15 protein-coding genes are annotated in these 16629 nt (G+C 70.1%); 12 read left to right on the top strand and 3 right to left on the bottom strand.

All coding sequences use genetic code 11. The features are described 5' to 3' along the window. Positions 1-5: 5 nt before the first annotated feature. Entirely contained in the window at positions 6-1697 is a 1692-nt protein-coding gene (gene ptsP / locus DYZ02_RS07845; RefSeq protein ID WP_115685740.1) for a phosphoenolpyruvate--protein phosphotransferase, read from the top strand. A 66-nt stretch (positions 1698-1763) separates the two neighbouring features. On the opposite strand, the gene DYZ02_RS07840 is transcribed toward ptsP, so the two are convergent. Then, entirely contained in the window at positions 1764-2792 is a 1029-nt protein-coding gene (locus tag DYZ02_RS07840) for an acyltransferase family protein (RefSeq protein ID WP_281269001.1), read from the bottom strand. Between the two features lie 18 nt (positions 2793-2810). Here DYZ02_RS07840 and DYZ02_RS07835 point away from each other — a divergent pair, with 18 nt between their 5' ends. The 4 genes from DYZ02_RS07835 to DYZ02_RS07820 all read left to right on the top strand — a co-directional run bounded on the left by DYZ02_RS07835 (position 2811) and on the right by DYZ02_RS07820 (position 5583). After that, complete coding sequence (locus tag DYZ02_RS07835) at positions 2811-3506, top strand: porin PorA family protein (protein ID WP_245945717.1); 696 nt, start codon at positions 2811-2813, stop codon at positions 3504-3506. Beyond that, positions 3493-4872, top strand: coding sequence for an MmpA family trehalose lipid delivery protein (locus tag DYZ02_RS07830; RefSeq protein WP_115685739.1), 1380 nt, complete (start codon positions 3493-3495; stop codon positions 4870-4872). Before DYZ02_RS07835 ends, DYZ02_RS07830 begins: the two co-directional genes overlap by 14 nt. 259 nt (positions 4873-5131) lie before the next feature. Next, complete coding sequence (locus tag DYZ02_RS07825; RefSeq protein WP_115685738.1) at positions 5132-5350, top strand: three-helix bundle dimerization domain-containing protein; 219 nt, start codon at positions 5132-5134, stop codon at positions 5348-5350. Positions 5351-5352: 2 nt separating this feature from the next. Next, positions 5353-5583, top strand: coding sequence for a three-helix bundle dimerization domain-containing protein (locus tag DYZ02_RS07820; RefSeq protein ID WP_115685737.1), 231 nt, complete (start codon positions 5353-5355; stop codon positions 5581-5583). A 57-nt stretch (positions 5584-5640) separates the two neighbouring features. Here the strand turns inward: DYZ02_RS07820 and DYZ02_RS07815 are convergent, their stop codons facing one another. Continuing rightward, complete coding sequence (locus DYZ02_RS07815) at positions 5641-6639, bottom strand: glycosyltransferase family 4 protein (RefSeq protein WP_115685736.1); 999 nt, start codon at positions 6637-6639, stop codon at positions 5641-5643. A gap of 5 nt (positions 6640-6644) precedes the next feature. On the opposite strand from DYZ02_RS07815, the gene DYZ02_RS07810 reads away from it, so the two are divergent. Next, complete coding sequence (locus DYZ02_RS07810) at positions 6645-7403, top strand: class I SAM-dependent methyltransferase (protein WP_115685735.1); 759 nt, start codon at positions 6645-6647, stop codon at positions 7401-7403. Positions 7404-7416: 13 nt separating this feature from the next. Here the strand turns inward: DYZ02_RS07810 and DYZ02_RS07805 are convergent, their stop codons facing one another. Continuing rightward, entirely contained in the window at positions 7417-9243 is a 1827-nt protein-coding gene (locus DYZ02_RS07805; protein WP_115685734.1) for a phosphoenolpyruvate carboxykinase (GTP), read from the bottom strand. 430 nt (positions 9244-9673) lie between these two features. Between DYZ02_RS07805 and trmB the strand changes: the two genes are divergently transcribed. The 6 genes from trmB (at position 9674) to DYZ02_RS07775 (ending at position 16587) form a co-directional block, all read left to right on the top strand. Next, a complete protein-coding gene (gene trmB, locus DYZ02_RS07800) occupies positions 9674-10444 on the top strand; it encodes a tRNA (guanosine(46)-N7)-methyltransferase TrmB (protein WP_115685733.1) in 771 nt (256 codons plus the stop codon). Between the two features lie 2 nt (positions 10445-10446). Further along, on the top strand, positions 10447-11154 hold the full coding sequence (locus tag DYZ02_RS07795; protein WP_115685732.1) for an NYN domain-containing protein: 708 nt from the start codon (positions 10447-10449) through the stop codon (positions 11152-11154). Between the two features lie 9 nt (positions 11155-11163). Then, entirely contained in the window at positions 11164-13476 is a 2313-nt protein-coding gene (locus tag DYZ02_RS07790) for an MMPL family transporter (RefSeq protein WP_115685731.1), read from the top strand. Further along, complete coding sequence (locus tag DYZ02_RS07785; RefSeq protein WP_115685730.1) at positions 13469-14455, top strand: lysylphosphatidylglycerol synthase transmembrane domain-containing protein; 987 nt, start codon at positions 13469-13471, stop codon at positions 14453-14455. The genes DYZ02_RS07790 and DYZ02_RS07785 overlap by 8 nt, the downstream gene beginning before the upstream one ends. 10 nt (positions 14456-14465) lie before the next feature. Next, positions 14466-14825: a DUF3054 domain-containing protein gene (locus DYZ02_RS07780; RefSeq protein WP_115685729.1), complete on the top strand. Its 360-nt coding sequence runs from the start codon at positions 14466-14468 to the stop codon at positions 14823-14825. Positions 14826-14946: 121 nt separating this feature from the next. Next, positions 14947-16587, top strand: a complete 1641-nt coding sequence (locus tag DYZ02_RS07775) for an IS1380 family transposase (RefSeq protein WP_115685728.1) — start codon at positions 14947-14949, stop codon at positions 16585-16587. Positions 16588-16629 lie beyond the last annotated feature (42 nt).

Below are 16629 nucleotides of genomic sequence, written 5' to 3'. Positions count from 1 at the left end.
GACAGATGATCGAGCAGCACACCGTCATCTACGGCATCGGAGTATCCACCGGAACGGCGAACGCTGGCGTCGTCAAGGTCCTCCCCGCCCCCGGGGTCGACACCAACGAGCCGGCGTCGACGGACCCGGCCGCGGACGGCGAGCGCGTCCGCGCGGCCATGGCCTCGGTCGCCGCGTCGCTGAAGGCGCAGGCCGAGCACGCCAGCCCGAAGGCGCGCCCGATCCTGGAGGCCACCGCCCAGCTGGCCAGCGACCGCGCCCTCGCGAAGGCGGTGGTGAAGAAGCTGAAGCAGGGCTCCGGCGTCACCCGCGCGGTCCACGACGCCACCGAGGACTACGCCCAGCTGCTCGCCGGCCTCGGCGGGTACATGGCCGAGCGCGTGACGGACCTCTACGACGTCCGCGACCGCACCATCTGCGAGCTGCGCGGACTGCCCAAGCCCGGCGTGCCCGACATCACCGAGCCCGCGATCCTGCTTGCCGACGACCTCGCCCCCGCCGAGACCGTCGGCCTGAACCCGGAGCTGGTCGTCGGCATCGTCACCGCCGGCGGCGGGCCCACCAGCCACACCGCCATCCTGGCGGCGCAGCTGGGCATCCCGGCCGTGGTCAAGGCCCGCGGTGTCATGGACATCGCCGAGGGCACGCACGTGGCCATCGACGGCGGCGCCGGCGAGGTCATCGTCCACCCCACCGACGACGAGGTGGCTGACCTGCGGCGCCGCACGGAGCGTCGGGAAGCTGCCCTGGCCGAGTCCACCGGCGCGGGCGTTACGGCCGACGGCTACCCCGTCGCACTGCTGGCCAACATCGGCACCGCCGAGGACGGCGCCGCCGCGGCCGCCCGGGACGTCGAGGGCACCGGCCTGTTCCGCACCGAGTTCCTCTTCCTCGACCGCGAGAGCGCGCCCAGCCTGGAGGAGCAGACGGAGACCTACTCCCGCGTCCTCGAGGCGTTCGGCACCCGGCGCGTCGTCGTGCGCACGCTCGACGCCGGCGCCGACAAGCCGCTGAGCTTCGCCAACCTGGGCGAGGAGGAGAACCCGGCGCTGGGCCGCCGTGGGCTGCGCCTCTCCCAGGCTCGCGAGGACCTGCTGGACACCCAGCTCGACGCCCTCGCCGCGGCCTACGAGGCCACCGGGCGCACCGCGGACCTGCGCGTCATGGCGCCCATGGTCGCCACCGTCGAGGAGGCCACCTGGTTCGCCGACAAGGCGCGCGGCCGGGGGCTGCCGAAGGTCGGCATCATGATCGAGATCCCCGCCGCGGCGATCGCCTCCAAGCAGCTTCTCTCGGTGGTCGACTTCGCCTCGATCGGCACCAACGACCTGTCGCAGTACACCATGGCGGCCGACCGGATGCAGGGCGCCCTGTCCGACCTGCTCTCCCCCTGGCAGCCCGCCGTCCTGCAGATGATCAAGGCGACCTGCCTCGGCGGCGACGCCACCGGCAAGCCCATCAGCGTCTGCGGCGAGGCCGGCGGCGACCCGCTGCTCGCCCTCGTGCTGGTCGGCCTGGGCGTGAGCTCCCTGTCCATGGCCGTGTCCAAGGTGCCCGCCGTGCGCGCCGCGCTGCGCCTGCACGACCGGGCGACCTGCCAGCAGATGGCCGCCTACGCGCTCGACGCCGTCACCGCCGCCGACGCCAAGGCCGCCGTCAGCGCGCTGGTGAACCCGAAGATGCGCGACCTTCTGTAGGGCGGCTGACACAGGGCAAAAACAGAAGGGTAAGAATCCACCGGAATGGCCGGAATCGGTGGATTCTTACCCTTCTGTTCTTACCCCGAAGTACCCCGACAGCCGACCAAACCGCTCCAGCCCGCGCGACACCCACCGCGCCCCGGGGACCTCGACGCACTCGTAGGACACGTACGCCACGGCCACGCTCGCGGCGGCGGTGAACAGCAGCACCGGCACGAAGCGCCCGCTGAACACCGGCACCCCGAGCACCGGGAAGGCGAAGGAGAGAACCGCGACGTGCCAGAGGAAGATCGAGTAGGACCAGCGGCCCAGGTGCGTCATCACCCGCGAGGCGAGCACGCCCGAGGCGCGCGGGCCCAGCGCGAACGGGACCACCAGCACGGCGGCGAAGCACGCGCCGATGAGCACGCGCACGTTGAACTCCGCCGGGGTCGGGTGCTCGAGCCCCTCCGGCCCGAGCACCCCGCCCAGCCAGGCGAGCGGCAGGAACAGCAGGGCGACCGGCCAGCGCGGCCAGCGCCACGCGAGGCCGGCGCGCTCCGCCTCCGCGGCGGCGAGCCCGACGGCGAACCAGGGGACGTACGACGGCGGCCAGATCTGCATGTTCACCCAGCTCACAGAGTCGACCAGCCAGGGCCAGAGCAGCGAGAGCGGCACCGCCAGCACCAGAAACAGCCGGCGCCGGGAAAGGCTCAGCCTCAGGTACAGCGGCAGGAGGAGGTAGAACGCCACCTCGACGCACAGCGACCACATCTGGGTCAGGCCGGCGACCAGACCGTCGGGGACGTAGATCTGCAGCAGGAAGAGGTTGGCGAGGAAGCGGGGGGCGTCGAGAAGCGAAAGCTCGGGCAGGACCAGGGAAACAACGACGACGCAGACCACGTAGGCGGGGGCGATGCGTGCGAGGCGGCGCCGGTAGTAGCCCGGCCGCGGGGTGCCGCGCGCGAGCAGGAACGCCGACAGCGCGAAGAAGACGGCGACGAAGTAGTCGAAGCGGGCGAGCACCGGCGAATCGGTCGCGGTCTGGAACGCCACGTGCGTGACGAGGATCCCGAGGGAGGCCACGGCGCGCAAGCCCTCAAGTTCCGGCAGTAGGCTATTGTTTCTGATGTGTTCATTGTAGGAGTCAGGCGCGCGCGCATCGCCGCTGTCGTTCTCCTCGCCTGCTTCGCCGTCAACCTCATCGCCCCCGTGGTCATCTCCGCGCAGCGCGCGATGCCGCGCCCCGCCGAGTTCACGTCCACCTACGACGGCCCCGTCCCCTTCACCGTGGAAACCACGCTCACCCAGGGCGCGAAGAAGGACGAGGTGGACGTCAACGCGCGATTGCTTATCGACGGCACCGAGCACCGCGACTCCTACACCGCCAACGCCGCCACCACCTTCCCCGTGCGCGACCGCGGCGGGCTGACCTATTTCTTCCCCTACCAGCCGGAGCGGCGCAGCTACCCCTACTCGGATCCCTTCTCACTGGAGGCCGTGCCGATGGACTACGTCGGGCCGGGCAACGTCGCCGGGCTGGAGACGTACAAGTACCAGGCGGAGATCACCGACGGGGATTACCGGGCGGAGCGCATTGTCGACCTGGAGCGGCGCACAGGACGGGTGCTCGACGAGACGTGGACCACCTCCGGCGGGCCCGCCGAGGGTTTCTTCCGGCTCTCGGATGAGTCGCGGGCGCGGGCCGTCGATAAGGCGCGCAGCGAGGTCGCGGTGCTGCGCGCCCTGCAGGTCCTGGCGTGGGTGACGCGCTTCGTCGCGGTGCTCACCCTGGCGTGGCTGGCGGTCGCGTTTGCGCGGCGCTAAGGCCTACGCGGCCCTGCTCGTCCTCGCGGTAACGTGGCCCTTCCTCCTGCCCGGCGGGGCGTTCGCCCTGCGGGACATGATGGTGCTGCCCGACATGGCGCTGACGCGGGCCGCCCTCGGTTTCGGCGACCTCCCGGCGCGCAACGTCCCGCAGGACGCGCTGCTGGGCATCCTCCCCTTCCCGGTGCTGGCGGTGCGGGCGATCGTGATCGCCTCAGCGGGCTGCGCCGCGTGGGCCGGGTGGCGCGCCGCCCCGCACGCCTGGGGCAAGGCGGCGGCGATGACTGTGGCGGTGTGGAACCCCTTCGTCGTGGAGCGGCTGCTGCAGGGGCAGTGGTCTCTCGCCGTGGCGGGGTGGCTCATGCCCCTCATCGCCGTGGCGCCCGCCTGGGGGTGGCGCTGGCTCGCCTCGCTGACCCCGACGGGCGCGCTCGCCGCCGTGGCCGCCTCCCGCACGTGGGGCACCGCCGTGTTCTCGGCCGCGCTGTGCCTGCCGTGGGTGGTCGGCGGCGCTCTGGCCGGCCCGGGCACCTCCTCGGCGGCATCGGCCGAGGTGTTCGCGCCGCGCGCCGAGGCGGGCGCGGGCACCCTGGGTTCGCTGGCGGGGCTGGGCGGGATCTGGAACGCCGCGGCCGTGCCCGCCTCCCGCGAGGCCGGCTTCGCGCTGTTCGGGGTTGCCCTCTTCGTCCTCCTGGCGCTCGGCTGGCGCGGGGTGGAACGCCGCCTGCTCCTTCTCGCGGGTGCCGGTTTCGCGCTCGCACTGCTCTCCTGGGCGGGGGCGCTCACCTGGGCGGTGGCGACGCTGCCCGGGGGCGGGTTGCTTCGCGACGCCCACAAGGGGCTCATCCTGGCAATTCCCGCCTTCGTCCAGGCTGCCGCCGCGCTGCCCACCCGCCGGGCGGTCGCGGCGCTTGCGCTGGCGTTGCTGCAGGTCCCCGACGCCCCCGTCGCCCTCGCGGCGCTGCGCCCGGTGGCCGAGGTCGAGGTGCCCGCCGTCGACGACCGGGGCCGCGACGTCTTCTTCGTCGACCGGCCAGCGCTGATCCTGCGCGGCGACGGGGCCCCGGCGGTGGACCCGGCCCCCAAGGTGATGAACGTGGTGGAACCGGGCGAGCTGGTGGTCGACGGGGTCGTGGTCGACCAGGCCTCCGCGCGCTGGCGCGAGGCGGCCGACAGCCTCGGCGACGCGGGGGCCCTGCGCGCACTCGGGGTGGGGCTGGTGGTCTACCCCGACGGGCGGGTCGTGGACACGGGCGCCCCGGCGCGCGGCCTGCCGGCGGCGGGCGTGGCGCTGCTGGCCCTCTGGATCGGCGCGGGATTGGTCGCCGCGGTGCGCGCCGGAACGACCTGGCGACGGGGAAGTTAACTTACTTGTAACCCTTTTCCGACGGCCGCGAAAGGCGCCCCGACACCCGACGCGGCGCGCGAGTCGCGAAGTTATAAAGATGTTACTAAGGCGTGTGCCTGCAACTTTAGTGAAGTATGTGGGCACCGACCAATAAATCGGCTCGACCAAGCGTCGAGGCCCTTGCATCCGCCCGCGAGACCATTTAAGGTTAACACTAGTTAAACAACAGGTTACTTAACCGAGTAGCCGCGAGAAGAACCGGAAGGGTGAATCTGAAATGACCAACGCGATGAACGACAGGGTGATCGGCCGAGTCCGGCAAGACCTCGTAGAAAAGTGGAACGGAGAGTTTAGTGACGCGGAGGTGACCGAAACCTTCGACAACGTCCTCGCCCACCACGAAGCGGAGGCCACGATCACCGACTTCATTCCAGTTCTCGCCGAGGCGGAGACCAACGAGGTCCTCGCCCACAAGATCCACGAGGGGGACAAGTAAACATGAACAAGAAGGACATCGACTTCAGCATCATTCGCGAGCGCGCGCTGCGCAACATCCGCGAAGACCTCATCAACGACTGGGCCGACCAGTACGAGGCCAACCAGATCAGCAACACCTTCGACAACGTCCTCGCGTCCCACCGCAAGGAGGCCGTCATCGAGGACTTCGTCCCGGTGCTTGTCGAGGCCGAGATGCTCGACCGCCTGCGCGAGGGCGAGCTCTTCTCCTAACCCGCGCAGGCGCACGCCCCGGCACCCGCCGGGGTTTTCGTCGTTTCGGCTCCCGCCCTACAGCCCCAGCACCTCGGCGAAGCGCCGGCCCGTCTCCTCCCACGAGTAGCGCGCGGCCCGCTCGCGGGCGGCGGCGCCGAGTGAGGCGCGGGAGGGGGCGTCGTCAAGCAGTGCCCTCGCGAACTCGATGAACTCGCCCTTCGTGCGGGCGAGCCGCCCCGTGACCCCGTCCTCGACCGAGTCGCGCAGGCCGCCCGCGGAGAGGTAGCCCACCGTGGGCACACCGTGCTGCGCCGCCTCCGTCACCGCGATCCCCCAGCCCTCCTTCGCGCTCGGCATGAGGTGCAGAACGGCGCGGGCGAGCAGGGCGTGCTTGTGCGCCTCGTTGACGTGGCCGTGGAAGACCACCTTGTCGCCGTAGGGCTCCGCGTACTCGCGCAGCCTGTCCTCCCACCAGCCCGAGCCGATGATGTCCAGGACCACCCCGTCCATCGCGCCGACGGCGTCGATGGCGTGCTCGATGCGCTTGTGCGGCACAAGCCGCGACAGGGTGACCACGTGCAGCCGGCCGTCCTCCGGCAGCACCGGCACCGAGTCCGGCACCGGGTCCACCCCGTTTTCCACGATCGCCACGTCGGATGCCTCCACCCCGAGGCCCACCAGGTCCGCCTTGGACGCCTCCGAGACCGTCACGTAGCGCGCCCCGCGGTACACGCGCGGGGCGACGCGCGACTCCAGGAACCAGCCCAGGCGCCCGATCACCGGGCCCGCCACCGGCCACTGCTCCTTGTGGCAGTGGTGCGTGAGCAGCACCGTCTCGGCCCGCGAGTACAGCCGGGCGAAGAAGGGCACTCCGTTCTGCGTGTCCAGGATGACGTCCGGCCGGTGCCGCCACACCGACAGCGGCGCTCGCGGCGCGTCCGTGTGCTTCGCCGTGCGGTAGACCACGTCGTGGCCGCGCGACGCCAGGTACTCCCCGACCCGCTCCAGGTAGCGCTCCGAGCCGCCGCCCTGCGGGTGGGTGGTATCGCGCCAGCAGAGGAGAAGTATCTTCATAGGTTATGTACCGTACCCGCCGCATGGCCACGCTCCGCCGCTCGCTGCGCCTGTTGCGGTCGTTCACCTACGAGCAATTCCGCCCCGCCATCTTCTACTCGGGGCTGGCCCGCGACACGCGCTCGCTTCTCGACGCCCTCTCCACCGACCTCACCGGCCGCGACGTCGCCGGCGCCCGGGTGCTGGACGTCGGCGGCGGGCCCGGCTACTTCGCGGACGCCTTCGCCGGCTCCTTCTACGTGGGCCTCGAGCCCAGTGTCTCCGAGATGAGCGCGGCGGGCCTGACCGGCTACGGCGCCGTGCGCGGTGACGGCACCGCGCTGCCCTTCGCGGACGGCTCTTTCGACGTGGTCTACTCCTCCAACGTGGCCGAGCACATCCCCGACTGGCGCGCGATGGGCGCGGAGATGCTGCGCGTGTGCCGCCCCGGCGGGCTGGTGGTGCTGTCCTACACGGTGTGGCTCGGCCCCTTCGGCGGGCACGAGACCGGCCTGTGGGAGCACTACGTGGGCGGCGAGTTCGCCCGGCGCCGCTACGTGAAGAAGCACGGGCACCAGCCGAAGAACGCGTGGGGCACCTCGCTTTTCGACGTCTCCGCCGCCGCCGGCCTCGACTGGGCCCGCGAACAGCACGAAGCGGGGGAAGGCGAATTCGTTTTCGCCTTCCCCCGCTACCACCCGAGCTGGGCGTGGTGGCTCGCCCGCGTCCCGCTGCTGCGCGAGTTCGCGGTGTCCAACCTCGTGCTCGTGCTGCGCCGGCCCTGAGGCCTGCGCGGGCTTAAGCGCGGGCCTCCTCGGTGCGCTTCTCCAGCGCGTCGAGCTGCGCGAAGATCTCCTTCGGGACGCGGTGGCCGAGCTCCTCGAGGTAGCCGCGGGAGTCGTCGATGTCCTCCGCCCACAGCTCGGGGTCCGGGTAGAGGGCCTCCTTGACGTCGTCAAGCGGGGTGTCCAGGCCGGTCAGGTCGAGGTCCTCGGCGCGGGCGGTGTGGCCCACGAGGGTGTCGTCGGCGCCGACGCGGCCCTCGATGCGGTCCACGATCCACTTCAGCACGCGCGAGTTCTCGCCGAAGCCCGGCCACAGGAAGCGGCCGTCCTCGCCGCGGCGGAACCAGTTGACCAGGAAGATCGACGGCATGCGGTCGCCGCCCTTGACGCCCATGTCGAGCCAGTGCTGGAAGTAGTCGCCCACGGCGTAGCCCATGAAGGGCAGCATGGCCATCGGGTCGTGGCGCAGGGTGCCCACCTTCGCCTCGGAGGAGGCGGCGGTCTGGCCGGAGGAGAGCATCGCGCCGATCATGGTGCCGTGCTCCCAGTCCAGGGCCTGGGTGACCAGGGGGACGGTGTCCGCGCGGCGGCCGCCGAAGAGGATGGCGTCGATCTTCACGCCCTTGGGGTCGTTGAACTCAGGCGCGGCCGTCGGGCACTGCTCGATGGCGACGCAGTAGCGGGAGTTCGGGTGGGCGGCGTCGTGGCCGGACCGCGGGGTCCAGTCGTTGCCGCGCCAGTCGATGAGGTGGGCGGGCGCCTCGCCGTCCATGCCCTCCCACCAGACGTCGCCGTCGTCGGTGAGCGCGACGTTGGTGAACAGGGTGTTGCCCGGCTCCATGGTCTGCATGGCGATCGGGTTGGAGGCGTAGTTGGTGCCCGGGGCAACGCCGAAGAAGCCGTTCTCCGGGTTCACGGCGTAGAGGCCGTCCTCGCGCAGGTGCATCCAGGCGATGTCGTCGCCCACAACCTCGGCGGACCAGCCCTCGAGCGTCGGGGTGATCATGGCCAGGTTGGTCTTGCCGCAGGCGGAGGGGAAGGCGCCCGCGATGTGGTAGCTCTTGCCCTCCGGGGACGTGAGCTTGAGGATGAGCATGTGCTCGGCCATCCAGCCCTCCTCCTCAGCCATGACGGAGGCGATGCGCAGCGCGTAGCACTTCTTGGCCAGGATGGCGTTGCCGCCGTAGCCGGAGCCGAAGGACCAGATCTCCTTGGTCTCGGGGAACTGGGAGATGTACTTGGTGTCGTTGCACGGCCAGGTCACGTCCTCCTCGCCCTCGGCGAGCGGGGCGCCGACCGAGTGGAGGCAGTGCACGAAGTTGCCGCCCTCGATCTTGTCCAGCGCCTCCTGGCCCATGCGGGTCATGATGCGCATGGACATGACGACGTACTCGGAGTCGGTGAGCTGGACGCCGAGCTTGGGGGCGGGGTCGGTGATCGGGCCCATGCAGAAGGGCACGACGTACATGGTGCGGCCCTTCATGGAGCCGCGGAAGTGCTCGAGCATCTCCTCCTTGAGGGCGGCCGGCTTCATCCAGTTGTTGGTCGGGCCGGCGTCCTCCTCCTTCTCGGTGGCGATGAAGGTGCGGGATTCGACGCGGGCCACGTCAGAGGGGTTGGAGCGGGCGAGGAAGGAGTTGGGGCGCTTCTCCTCGTTGAGCTTGACGAGGGTGCCCTTCTCCACCAGATCGGCCGCCATGCGGTCCCATTCCTCCTGGGAGCCGTCGGCGAACACCACGCGCTCGGGCTGGAACAGCTCGACGGCCTCGTTTACCCACGCGATAAGTTCTTCGTTGTCGGTCGGCGCGGGCTGCGCCATGCCCTTAACTGCAGTGGCCATGTGCCCTCCTGTGTGTTTCGTGCTCCGGCACGCCAAGTGGTTATCCCCGGCGGCGCACCGAAAAGGAATTCCTGTAGGGGTCTAGATTATCGAAAACACGGCTCTTCGTGCTCAAACGCCGCCCCCGACGCCCCGCCATCGGTTATGACCAGTGACCCAGTACACCCAAAACGGNGCGGCCGTCGTGGTGGTCGCGGGAGGGCCGCCAGTACCGGCGGGGGGGGAGGGAGGGGAATAAGAGGGCGGTTAGAACCGCCTATCAGCCGCTCTATATGGGGCATAAGCAGGGGGAATAACCTACCCCCGCGGGGTCAAACAGAACCGCCACCCCGAACCGCCCGACCTCCACCCCCACATGAGGGGTGCGCGCGGCGCGGCCTCCCCCCTCGAAGGACTTGCATTTACCCACGTCATGTGGACAATTAACACGATGAATAGTTCTGATAATCCTAAAATTGAGCGGCCCGGGGTAGGCGAGCTCCCCCACGGCCGCCCGCCGCAGACCGACTTCGGCACCGGGCTCGACTACCCTCGCCTCGGCTCCGTCACCTTTCGCCGCGGCACGCTCACCGAGAACCAGGAGGCGCTTTTCGACGCCCACTGGCCCCGCCTCGGCCGGGTCCTGAGCGACGAGCCCATTGACGTCGAGAGCTGGTTCGGCCGCTCGGGGCACCCGACCATCGTGGAGATCGGCTCCGGCACCGGCACCTCCACCGCCGCGATGGCCCCGCTCGAGGCCGACACGAACATCATCGCCGTCGAGCTGTACAAGCCCGGGCTGGCCAAGCTGCTGGGCGCGGTCGTGCGCGGGGAGATCGACAACATCCGCATGGTCCGCGGCGACGGCGTCGAGGTGCTGGCCCGGATGATCCCCGAGGGCTCCCTCGACGGGGTGCGCATCTTCTTCCCGGACCCGTGGCCCAAGGCCCGCCACCACAAGCGGCGCATCATCCAGTCGGGCACGCTCAACCTCATCGCCGCCCGCCTGAAGAAGGGCGGCGTGCTGCACGTCGCCACCGACCATGCTGGCTACGCGGAGTGGATCGACGAGCTCGTGGAGGTCGAGCCGCAGCTCGCGTACCGCGGCTGGCCCTGGGAGGGGGCGCCGCTGCTCACGGACCGCCAGGTCATCACTAAGTTTGAGGGCAAGGGACTGGACAAGGACCACACCATCCGCGAGTACCTCTGGGAGAAGATCTAGCCATGCAGGACCTCCACGAAATGACCCACCCCTACTCCCCCGGCGCCGCCCCCGGGCCCGAGAGCTTCCTGCTGGTCTGGGACGCCCCCAACCTGGACATGGGCCTCGGCGCGATTCTGGGCGGGCGGCCCACCGCGGCCTACCGGCCCCGCTTCGACGCGATCGGGCGCTGGCTCATCTCCCGCGCGGCGGAGCGCTCCGCCGAGCTCGGCGAGCGCGTCGAGCCCGAGGCGACGGTGTTCACCAACATCTCCGCCCAGGGCGCGGACGTGGTCCGCCCCTGGGTCGAGGCGCTGCGCAACGTCGGTTTCGCGGTGTTTGCCAAGCCGAAGAGCGAGGAAGACTCCGACGTGGACCGCGACATGCTCGCCCACATCGAGCGCCGCCGCGCGGAGGGCGTGCTGCGCGGGGTGGTCATCGCCTCGGCCGACGGGCAGAACTTCCTCGAACCCATCGAGGAGCTCATCGCCGCCGGCATCCCGGTCACCGTCCTCGGCTTCCACGAGCACGCGTCCTGGGCGGTGACGGCCAAGGACATCACCTTCGTCGACCTCGAGGACATCCCCGGGGTGTTCCGCGAGCCCCTGCCGCGGGTCAACCTCGACCAGCTGCCCGAGGGCGGCGCCTGGCTCCAACCGTTCCGCCCCCTGTCCTCCCTGCTGCACAACACGCGCGAGCACAACCGGGACAACAACCGAGACAACAGCTAGGAGGCCCGTTTGTTTTACAGGTGGGGGCATTTTGCCTACCGTTTCCGCCGCGTCATCCCGGCGGTGGTCATCGCCGTCATCGTGCTGCTGCAGGTCTTCTTCGGCTCCAAGCTGGGAGAGCGCATGTCGCAGGAGGGCTGGGAGGACCCGCACGCCGACTCGACCGCGGCCGCGCGCATCGAGGAGGACACCTTCGGCCGCGACAGCTCGGGCGACGTCATCGTGCTTGTCGACGCCCCCGGCGGCCTCACCACCGGCCCCGTCTTCGACGAGGCCAACCGGCAGATCTCCGAGCTGAAGCAGCGCTACCCGGAGCAGATCGACTCGGTGGCCAGCTACTTCGCCTCCCCGAACCCGCAGCAGGTCAACGCCGAGGGCACCCGCGCCTTCGCCGCGATCAGCCTGAAGGGCGACGGGGAGCAGACGCTGAAGGACTTCCGCACCATCGAGCCGGCCCTGCGCGGCATCTCGCTTCCCGACGGCGCCACCGTGCAGATCGCCGGCGCGACCGCCGTGGCCGACGCCCTGGACGACGGGATGGCGGGCGACATCGCCCGCGCCGAGAAGGTCGGCCTCGTCTTCGTGGCCATCATCCTGCTGTTAGTCTTCGGCGGCGTCGTCGCCGCGGCCATGCCGCTGATCGTCGGCATCCTCTCCATCGTGGGCTCGCTTTCCCTGCTGTCCATCCTGGCCAGCTTCCAGCAGGTCAACGTGTTCTCCCAGTCGGTGATCACGCTGCTCGGCCTGGGCCTGGCCATCGACTACGGCCTGTTCATGGTCTCGCGCTTCCGCGAGGAGCTCGACCGCGGCCTCGACGTCGAGGAGGCCGTGGCGGTGACGACGACCACGGCGGGCAAGACCGTGTTCTTCTCGGCGCTCATGGTGGGCGTCGCCCTGTCGGGGCTGATCATGTTCCCGCAGGCCTTCCTCAAGTCCGTCGCCTACGGCGCGATCAGCGCCGTCGTCCTCGCCGCGGTGATTTCCGTGGCGGTGCTGCCGGCGCTGTTCGGCATGCTGGGCAGGAACATCGACAAGTGGTCGGTGCGCCGCACCTCGCGCCGCGGCCGCCGTATCGAGGACACCGTCTGGTACCGGATCCCCCGCTGGGCCATGGGCCACGCCAAGCTCGTCGCCGCCGGCGTCTCCGCCCTGCTCATCGCCCTGACCATCCCGATGGTGGGCATCACCTTCGGCGGCATCAACGAGTCCTACCTTCCGCCCGACCAGGAGACCCGCCAGGCGCAGGACGCGTTCAACGAGACCTTCCCCGCCTTCCGCACCGACCCGGTCAAGCTCGTGGTCACGGGCGCCGACAACCGGCAGCTTGTCGACGTCGTCATGCAGGCGCGCCAGGTCACCGGCCTCGCCTCGCCGCTGGCGCCCTCGCACCCGACCCAGGACGGCACCACGGTCCTCTCCGCGCCCCTGGCGGACCGGAACGGCGGGGCGGACGTCGTGAAGCAAATGCGCGAGATCACCGCGCCCGAGGGCGTCGAGCTCTACGTGGCGGGCACCCCGGCGATGGAGGTCGAGTCGATCGAGGCGCTGCTGGCCACCCTGCCCTGGATGGCGCTGTACATGGTGGTGGCCACGTTCATCCTCATGGCGCTGCTGTTCGGCTCCCTGATCCTGCCGGCGAAGGCGGTGATCATGAACATCCTCGGCATCGGCGCCACCCTCGGATTCCTCACCGCCGTCTTCGTCGACGGCGTCGGCTCGGGGCTTTTGAACTTCACCCCGGGCCCGCTCATGAGCCCCGTGCTCGTGCTCATCGTGGCCATCCTCTACGGCCTGTCCACCGACTACGAGGTCTTCCTCGTCTCGCGCATGGTGGAGGCGCGCCATCACGGGGCCTCGACCGACGAGGCCATCGGCGAGGGTACCGCCCACACCGGCGGGATCATCACCGCCGCGGCGGCCATCATGATCGTCGTCGCCGGGGCCTTCGCGATGAGCGAGATCGTCATGATGAAGTACATCGCCTTCGGCATGATCTTCTCCCTCGCCCTCGACGCCACCGTCATCCGCCTCTTGCTCGTGCCCGCCGTGATGCACCTGCTGCGCGAGGACAACTGGTGGGCGCCGCGCTGGGTCAAGCGCGCCTACGCCTCCCTCGGCGAGTCTTCCTCCGCCGCCCCCGTCGCGGAGACCCCGCGCTCCCACCCGCGCACCGGCGAGATCGCCATCGAGGACATGGTCGTGGACACCCTGCCCGTGCGCGGCGGCCGCTCCGTCGACGAGGACTCCGCGCTCATCCCCTTCGACGAGCTGATGCGCCGCCTCGCGGAGCGCGGCCCGCGCGAGCTGGAGCGCGGTGAATAACTCGCCGGCAACGTGGGCGCGGTGGCTCCTCCCGGTCGTCGCGCTCGTCGCCGTGCTCGCCCTCTTCCGCGACGAACTGCCCTTCCTCGGCGAGGCGTGGGACGCGCTCCTGCGCGCCTCCCCCGCTCCCCTCGCTCTCGCGGCGGCCACCGCCTTCGGCGCCGTCTTCGCGATGGCCGCGGCGATGACAGTCCTGATGAACATCCAGGGCCGCATCGCCAGCTTCGGCCGCTGCACGGCGCTGACCCTGGCCTCCAACGCCTGGTCCACGTCGGTGCCGGGCGGGCCCGCGGTCTCGGCCTGGTTCGCCTACAACGTGCACCGCGCCTGGGGGGCGTCGACGGGCCTGTGCGGCTGGTTCTTCGTCATCTCCGGCGCCCTCTCCACGGTGTGGCTGGTGGTCCTCGGCATCCTCGCCGTCGCCGTCCTCGGCGCCGCCCTCTCCCCCGCCGCGCTGGCGGGATCCCTCATCTCCGCCGTCGCCGTCGCGCTCGGGCTCTTCTGGGCCACCCGCAACCCCGAGCTGCTCAAGCGCGCGGTGCGCTTCGTCCCGGCCCGCGTCGGCGCCCGCCTCGAGGAGGTCATCGACCAGGTCGCCGCGATCCGCATGGGCGCCGGGGCCTTCGCCGCCACCGCCTCGTTCTCCCTGACCAACAGGCTCCTCGACGCCGCCACCTTCTACCTCGCCGCCCTCGCCGTCACCGGGGACATCCCCCTGCGCACGGCCGTGCTCGCGTTCGTCATGACCAAGCTCGCGGGCGCGGCCCAGATCACGCCCGGCGGGGTGGGCACCGTCGAGGCCGTCACCACCGGCGTCCTCGCCGCCGCCGGCATACCGCTTGCCGACGCCACCGCCACCGCCCTCGTCTACCGGCTCGTCTCCTTCGTCCTCGTCACCGCCGTCGGCTGGGTGGTCTACCTGGCGCGCTACGCCGGGCGCGGTTTCGTCGTCGGCGCGCCCGGCGGGGCGGGGCGCTAGGCTCGGGGGCATGTTGAAAACGCCCTACGCCATCGCCGCCGACTACGTCGCCATCGCGGCCTTCGCGCTCCTCGCCCGCGCCGCGCACCGGACCGAGGACATGCCGTTCACCTTCTTCGGCTGGTTCGAGACCTTCACGCCCTTCGCCATCGGCCTGGCGCTGGCGTGGCTCGCGGTGCGCCGCGACAAGGGCTGGCTGATCTGGCTCATCACGCTCGTCGTCGGCCTGGTCATCTGGGGCTTCTACCGCGACAAGCTGCCGCACTGGTCGTTCGTGGTGGTGGCCAGCTCCATGTCGGCGCTGCTCATGCTCGGCTGGCGCGGCATCGCGCGCCTGGTGCTGAAGCGCGGCGGGCAGCGCGCCCGCTAGCCTCGAGATTTCATGTGGGTGTGGTCTGGGCTGGTGGGTGGTGTAGCGAAAGGTGCTCCTGGCCTGGGATGATACGGGGTGTCAAGAGTCGTATCGATCCGCTGGAAGGAGCACCTTTCAGGTGTCCCACCCTACCTTGTTCTTCTACCCCCGGCCGCGTGTGGACATCGCTGAGGTTCCGGCGGTGTCGCATGCCGGTGCGGTGCTGCTGACCGACACGCTGCACGCTACGGGCCTGGCGGATTCGCTGCGCGAGGCGTTGATGCCGTGGACGAAGCCGCTGGCGGAGCATCACGCCTCGAAGGTTCTGCTGGACCTGGCCCTCACGTGCGCGATCGGCGGAGACACCGCCCGGGATACTGATCTGCTGCGCTGTGAACCGGGCCTGTTCGGTCCTGTCGCCTCAACCCCGACGATCTCCCGCACGCTCAGGACCCTGGCCGACGACGCCCCGGCGGTGATCGCAGCGATCTCCAAGGCTCGCCAGGTCGCGCGGGAGAGAGCCTGGGCTCTGGCTGGGGAACATTCCCCAGGCGCGGGGGCCAGTGCGAAGACCCCGCTGGTCATCGATCTTGATGCCACCTTGATCAACGTCCACAGCCAGAAGGAGCAGGCCGCCCCGACGTTCAAACGTGGTTTCGGCTACCACCCTTTGTGCGCGTTCCTCGACCATGGCAGCGACGGGACCGGTGAGCCGCTGGCAATCCAGCTGCGTCCGGGCAACGCGGGCTCGAACACCGCTGCCGATCACATCAGCATCACCCGGCAAGCCCTTGCGCAACTGCCCGCGGGGCTGCTTTCCCGAGATGGGCGGGGCTCGAAGAAGATCCTGATCCGCACCGATGGGGCTGGTGGCACGAAGGACTTCGTGGGCTGGCTTAACCAGCAGCGACTGGCCTACTCCGTCGGGTTCACCCTCCCAACGAACACTCCTGACCTGCTCACATACTTCGACGAGGCGGGGGCGTGGACTGCCGCCTATGACACCGATAGCGACGGTATCCGTGAAGGAGCCTGGGTAGCGGAGCTGACCGGCCTGCTGGACCTGACAGGCTGGCCCGAGGGAATGCGGGTGATCGTGCGCAAGGAACGCCCGCACCCCGGAGCGCAGCTGCGGATCACCGATCATGAGGGCATGCGCATCACCGCGTTCGCGACCAACACCGTCCATGGACAGCTTCCCGTCCTGGAGCTGCGTCACCGGCGCCGGGCACGGTGTGAGGACCGGATCCGTCACGCCAAGGACATGGGCCTGCTGAAGCTACCGCTGCAGTCCTTCAAGCAGAACCAGATCTGGTGCCAGATCATCCAGCTCGCCTGCGAGCTGGTCGCATGGATGCAGACCATTGCTTTCACCAGTGATGATGCCCGCAGATGGGAGCCCAAACGGCTTCGAGCGCGGTTGTTCGAGATCCCCGCGACGCTCGTGCGGCGCTGCCGTCACAAGGTCCTTCACCTCGCCCGCCACGCCCCGGAAGCAGCCACCGTCCTGACCGGCATCAACCGACTACGCNACCAGATCTGGTGCCAGATCATCCAGCTCGCCTGCGAGCTGGTCGCATGGATGCAGACCATTGCTTTCACCAGTGATGATGCCCGCAGATGGGAGCCCAAACGGCTTCGAGCGCGGTTGTTCGAGATCCCCGCGACGCTCGTGCGGCGCTGCCGTCACAAGGTCCTTCACCTCGCCCGCCACGCCCCGGAAGCAGCCACCGTCCTGACCGGCATCAACCGACTACGCACCACCGTGGCCCAGACCTGACGCGCCCGCTCCACCGTCCCTACCACCAGCAGCACCCTCACC

The organism is Corynebacterium senegalense (assembly GCF_900411315.1).
Taxonomy (GTDB): Bacteria; Actinomycetota; Actinomycetes; order Mycobacteriales; family Mycobacteriaceae; genus Corynebacterium; species Corynebacterium senegalense.
This window is presented reverse-complemented; position numbering and strand designations above follow the sequence as displayed.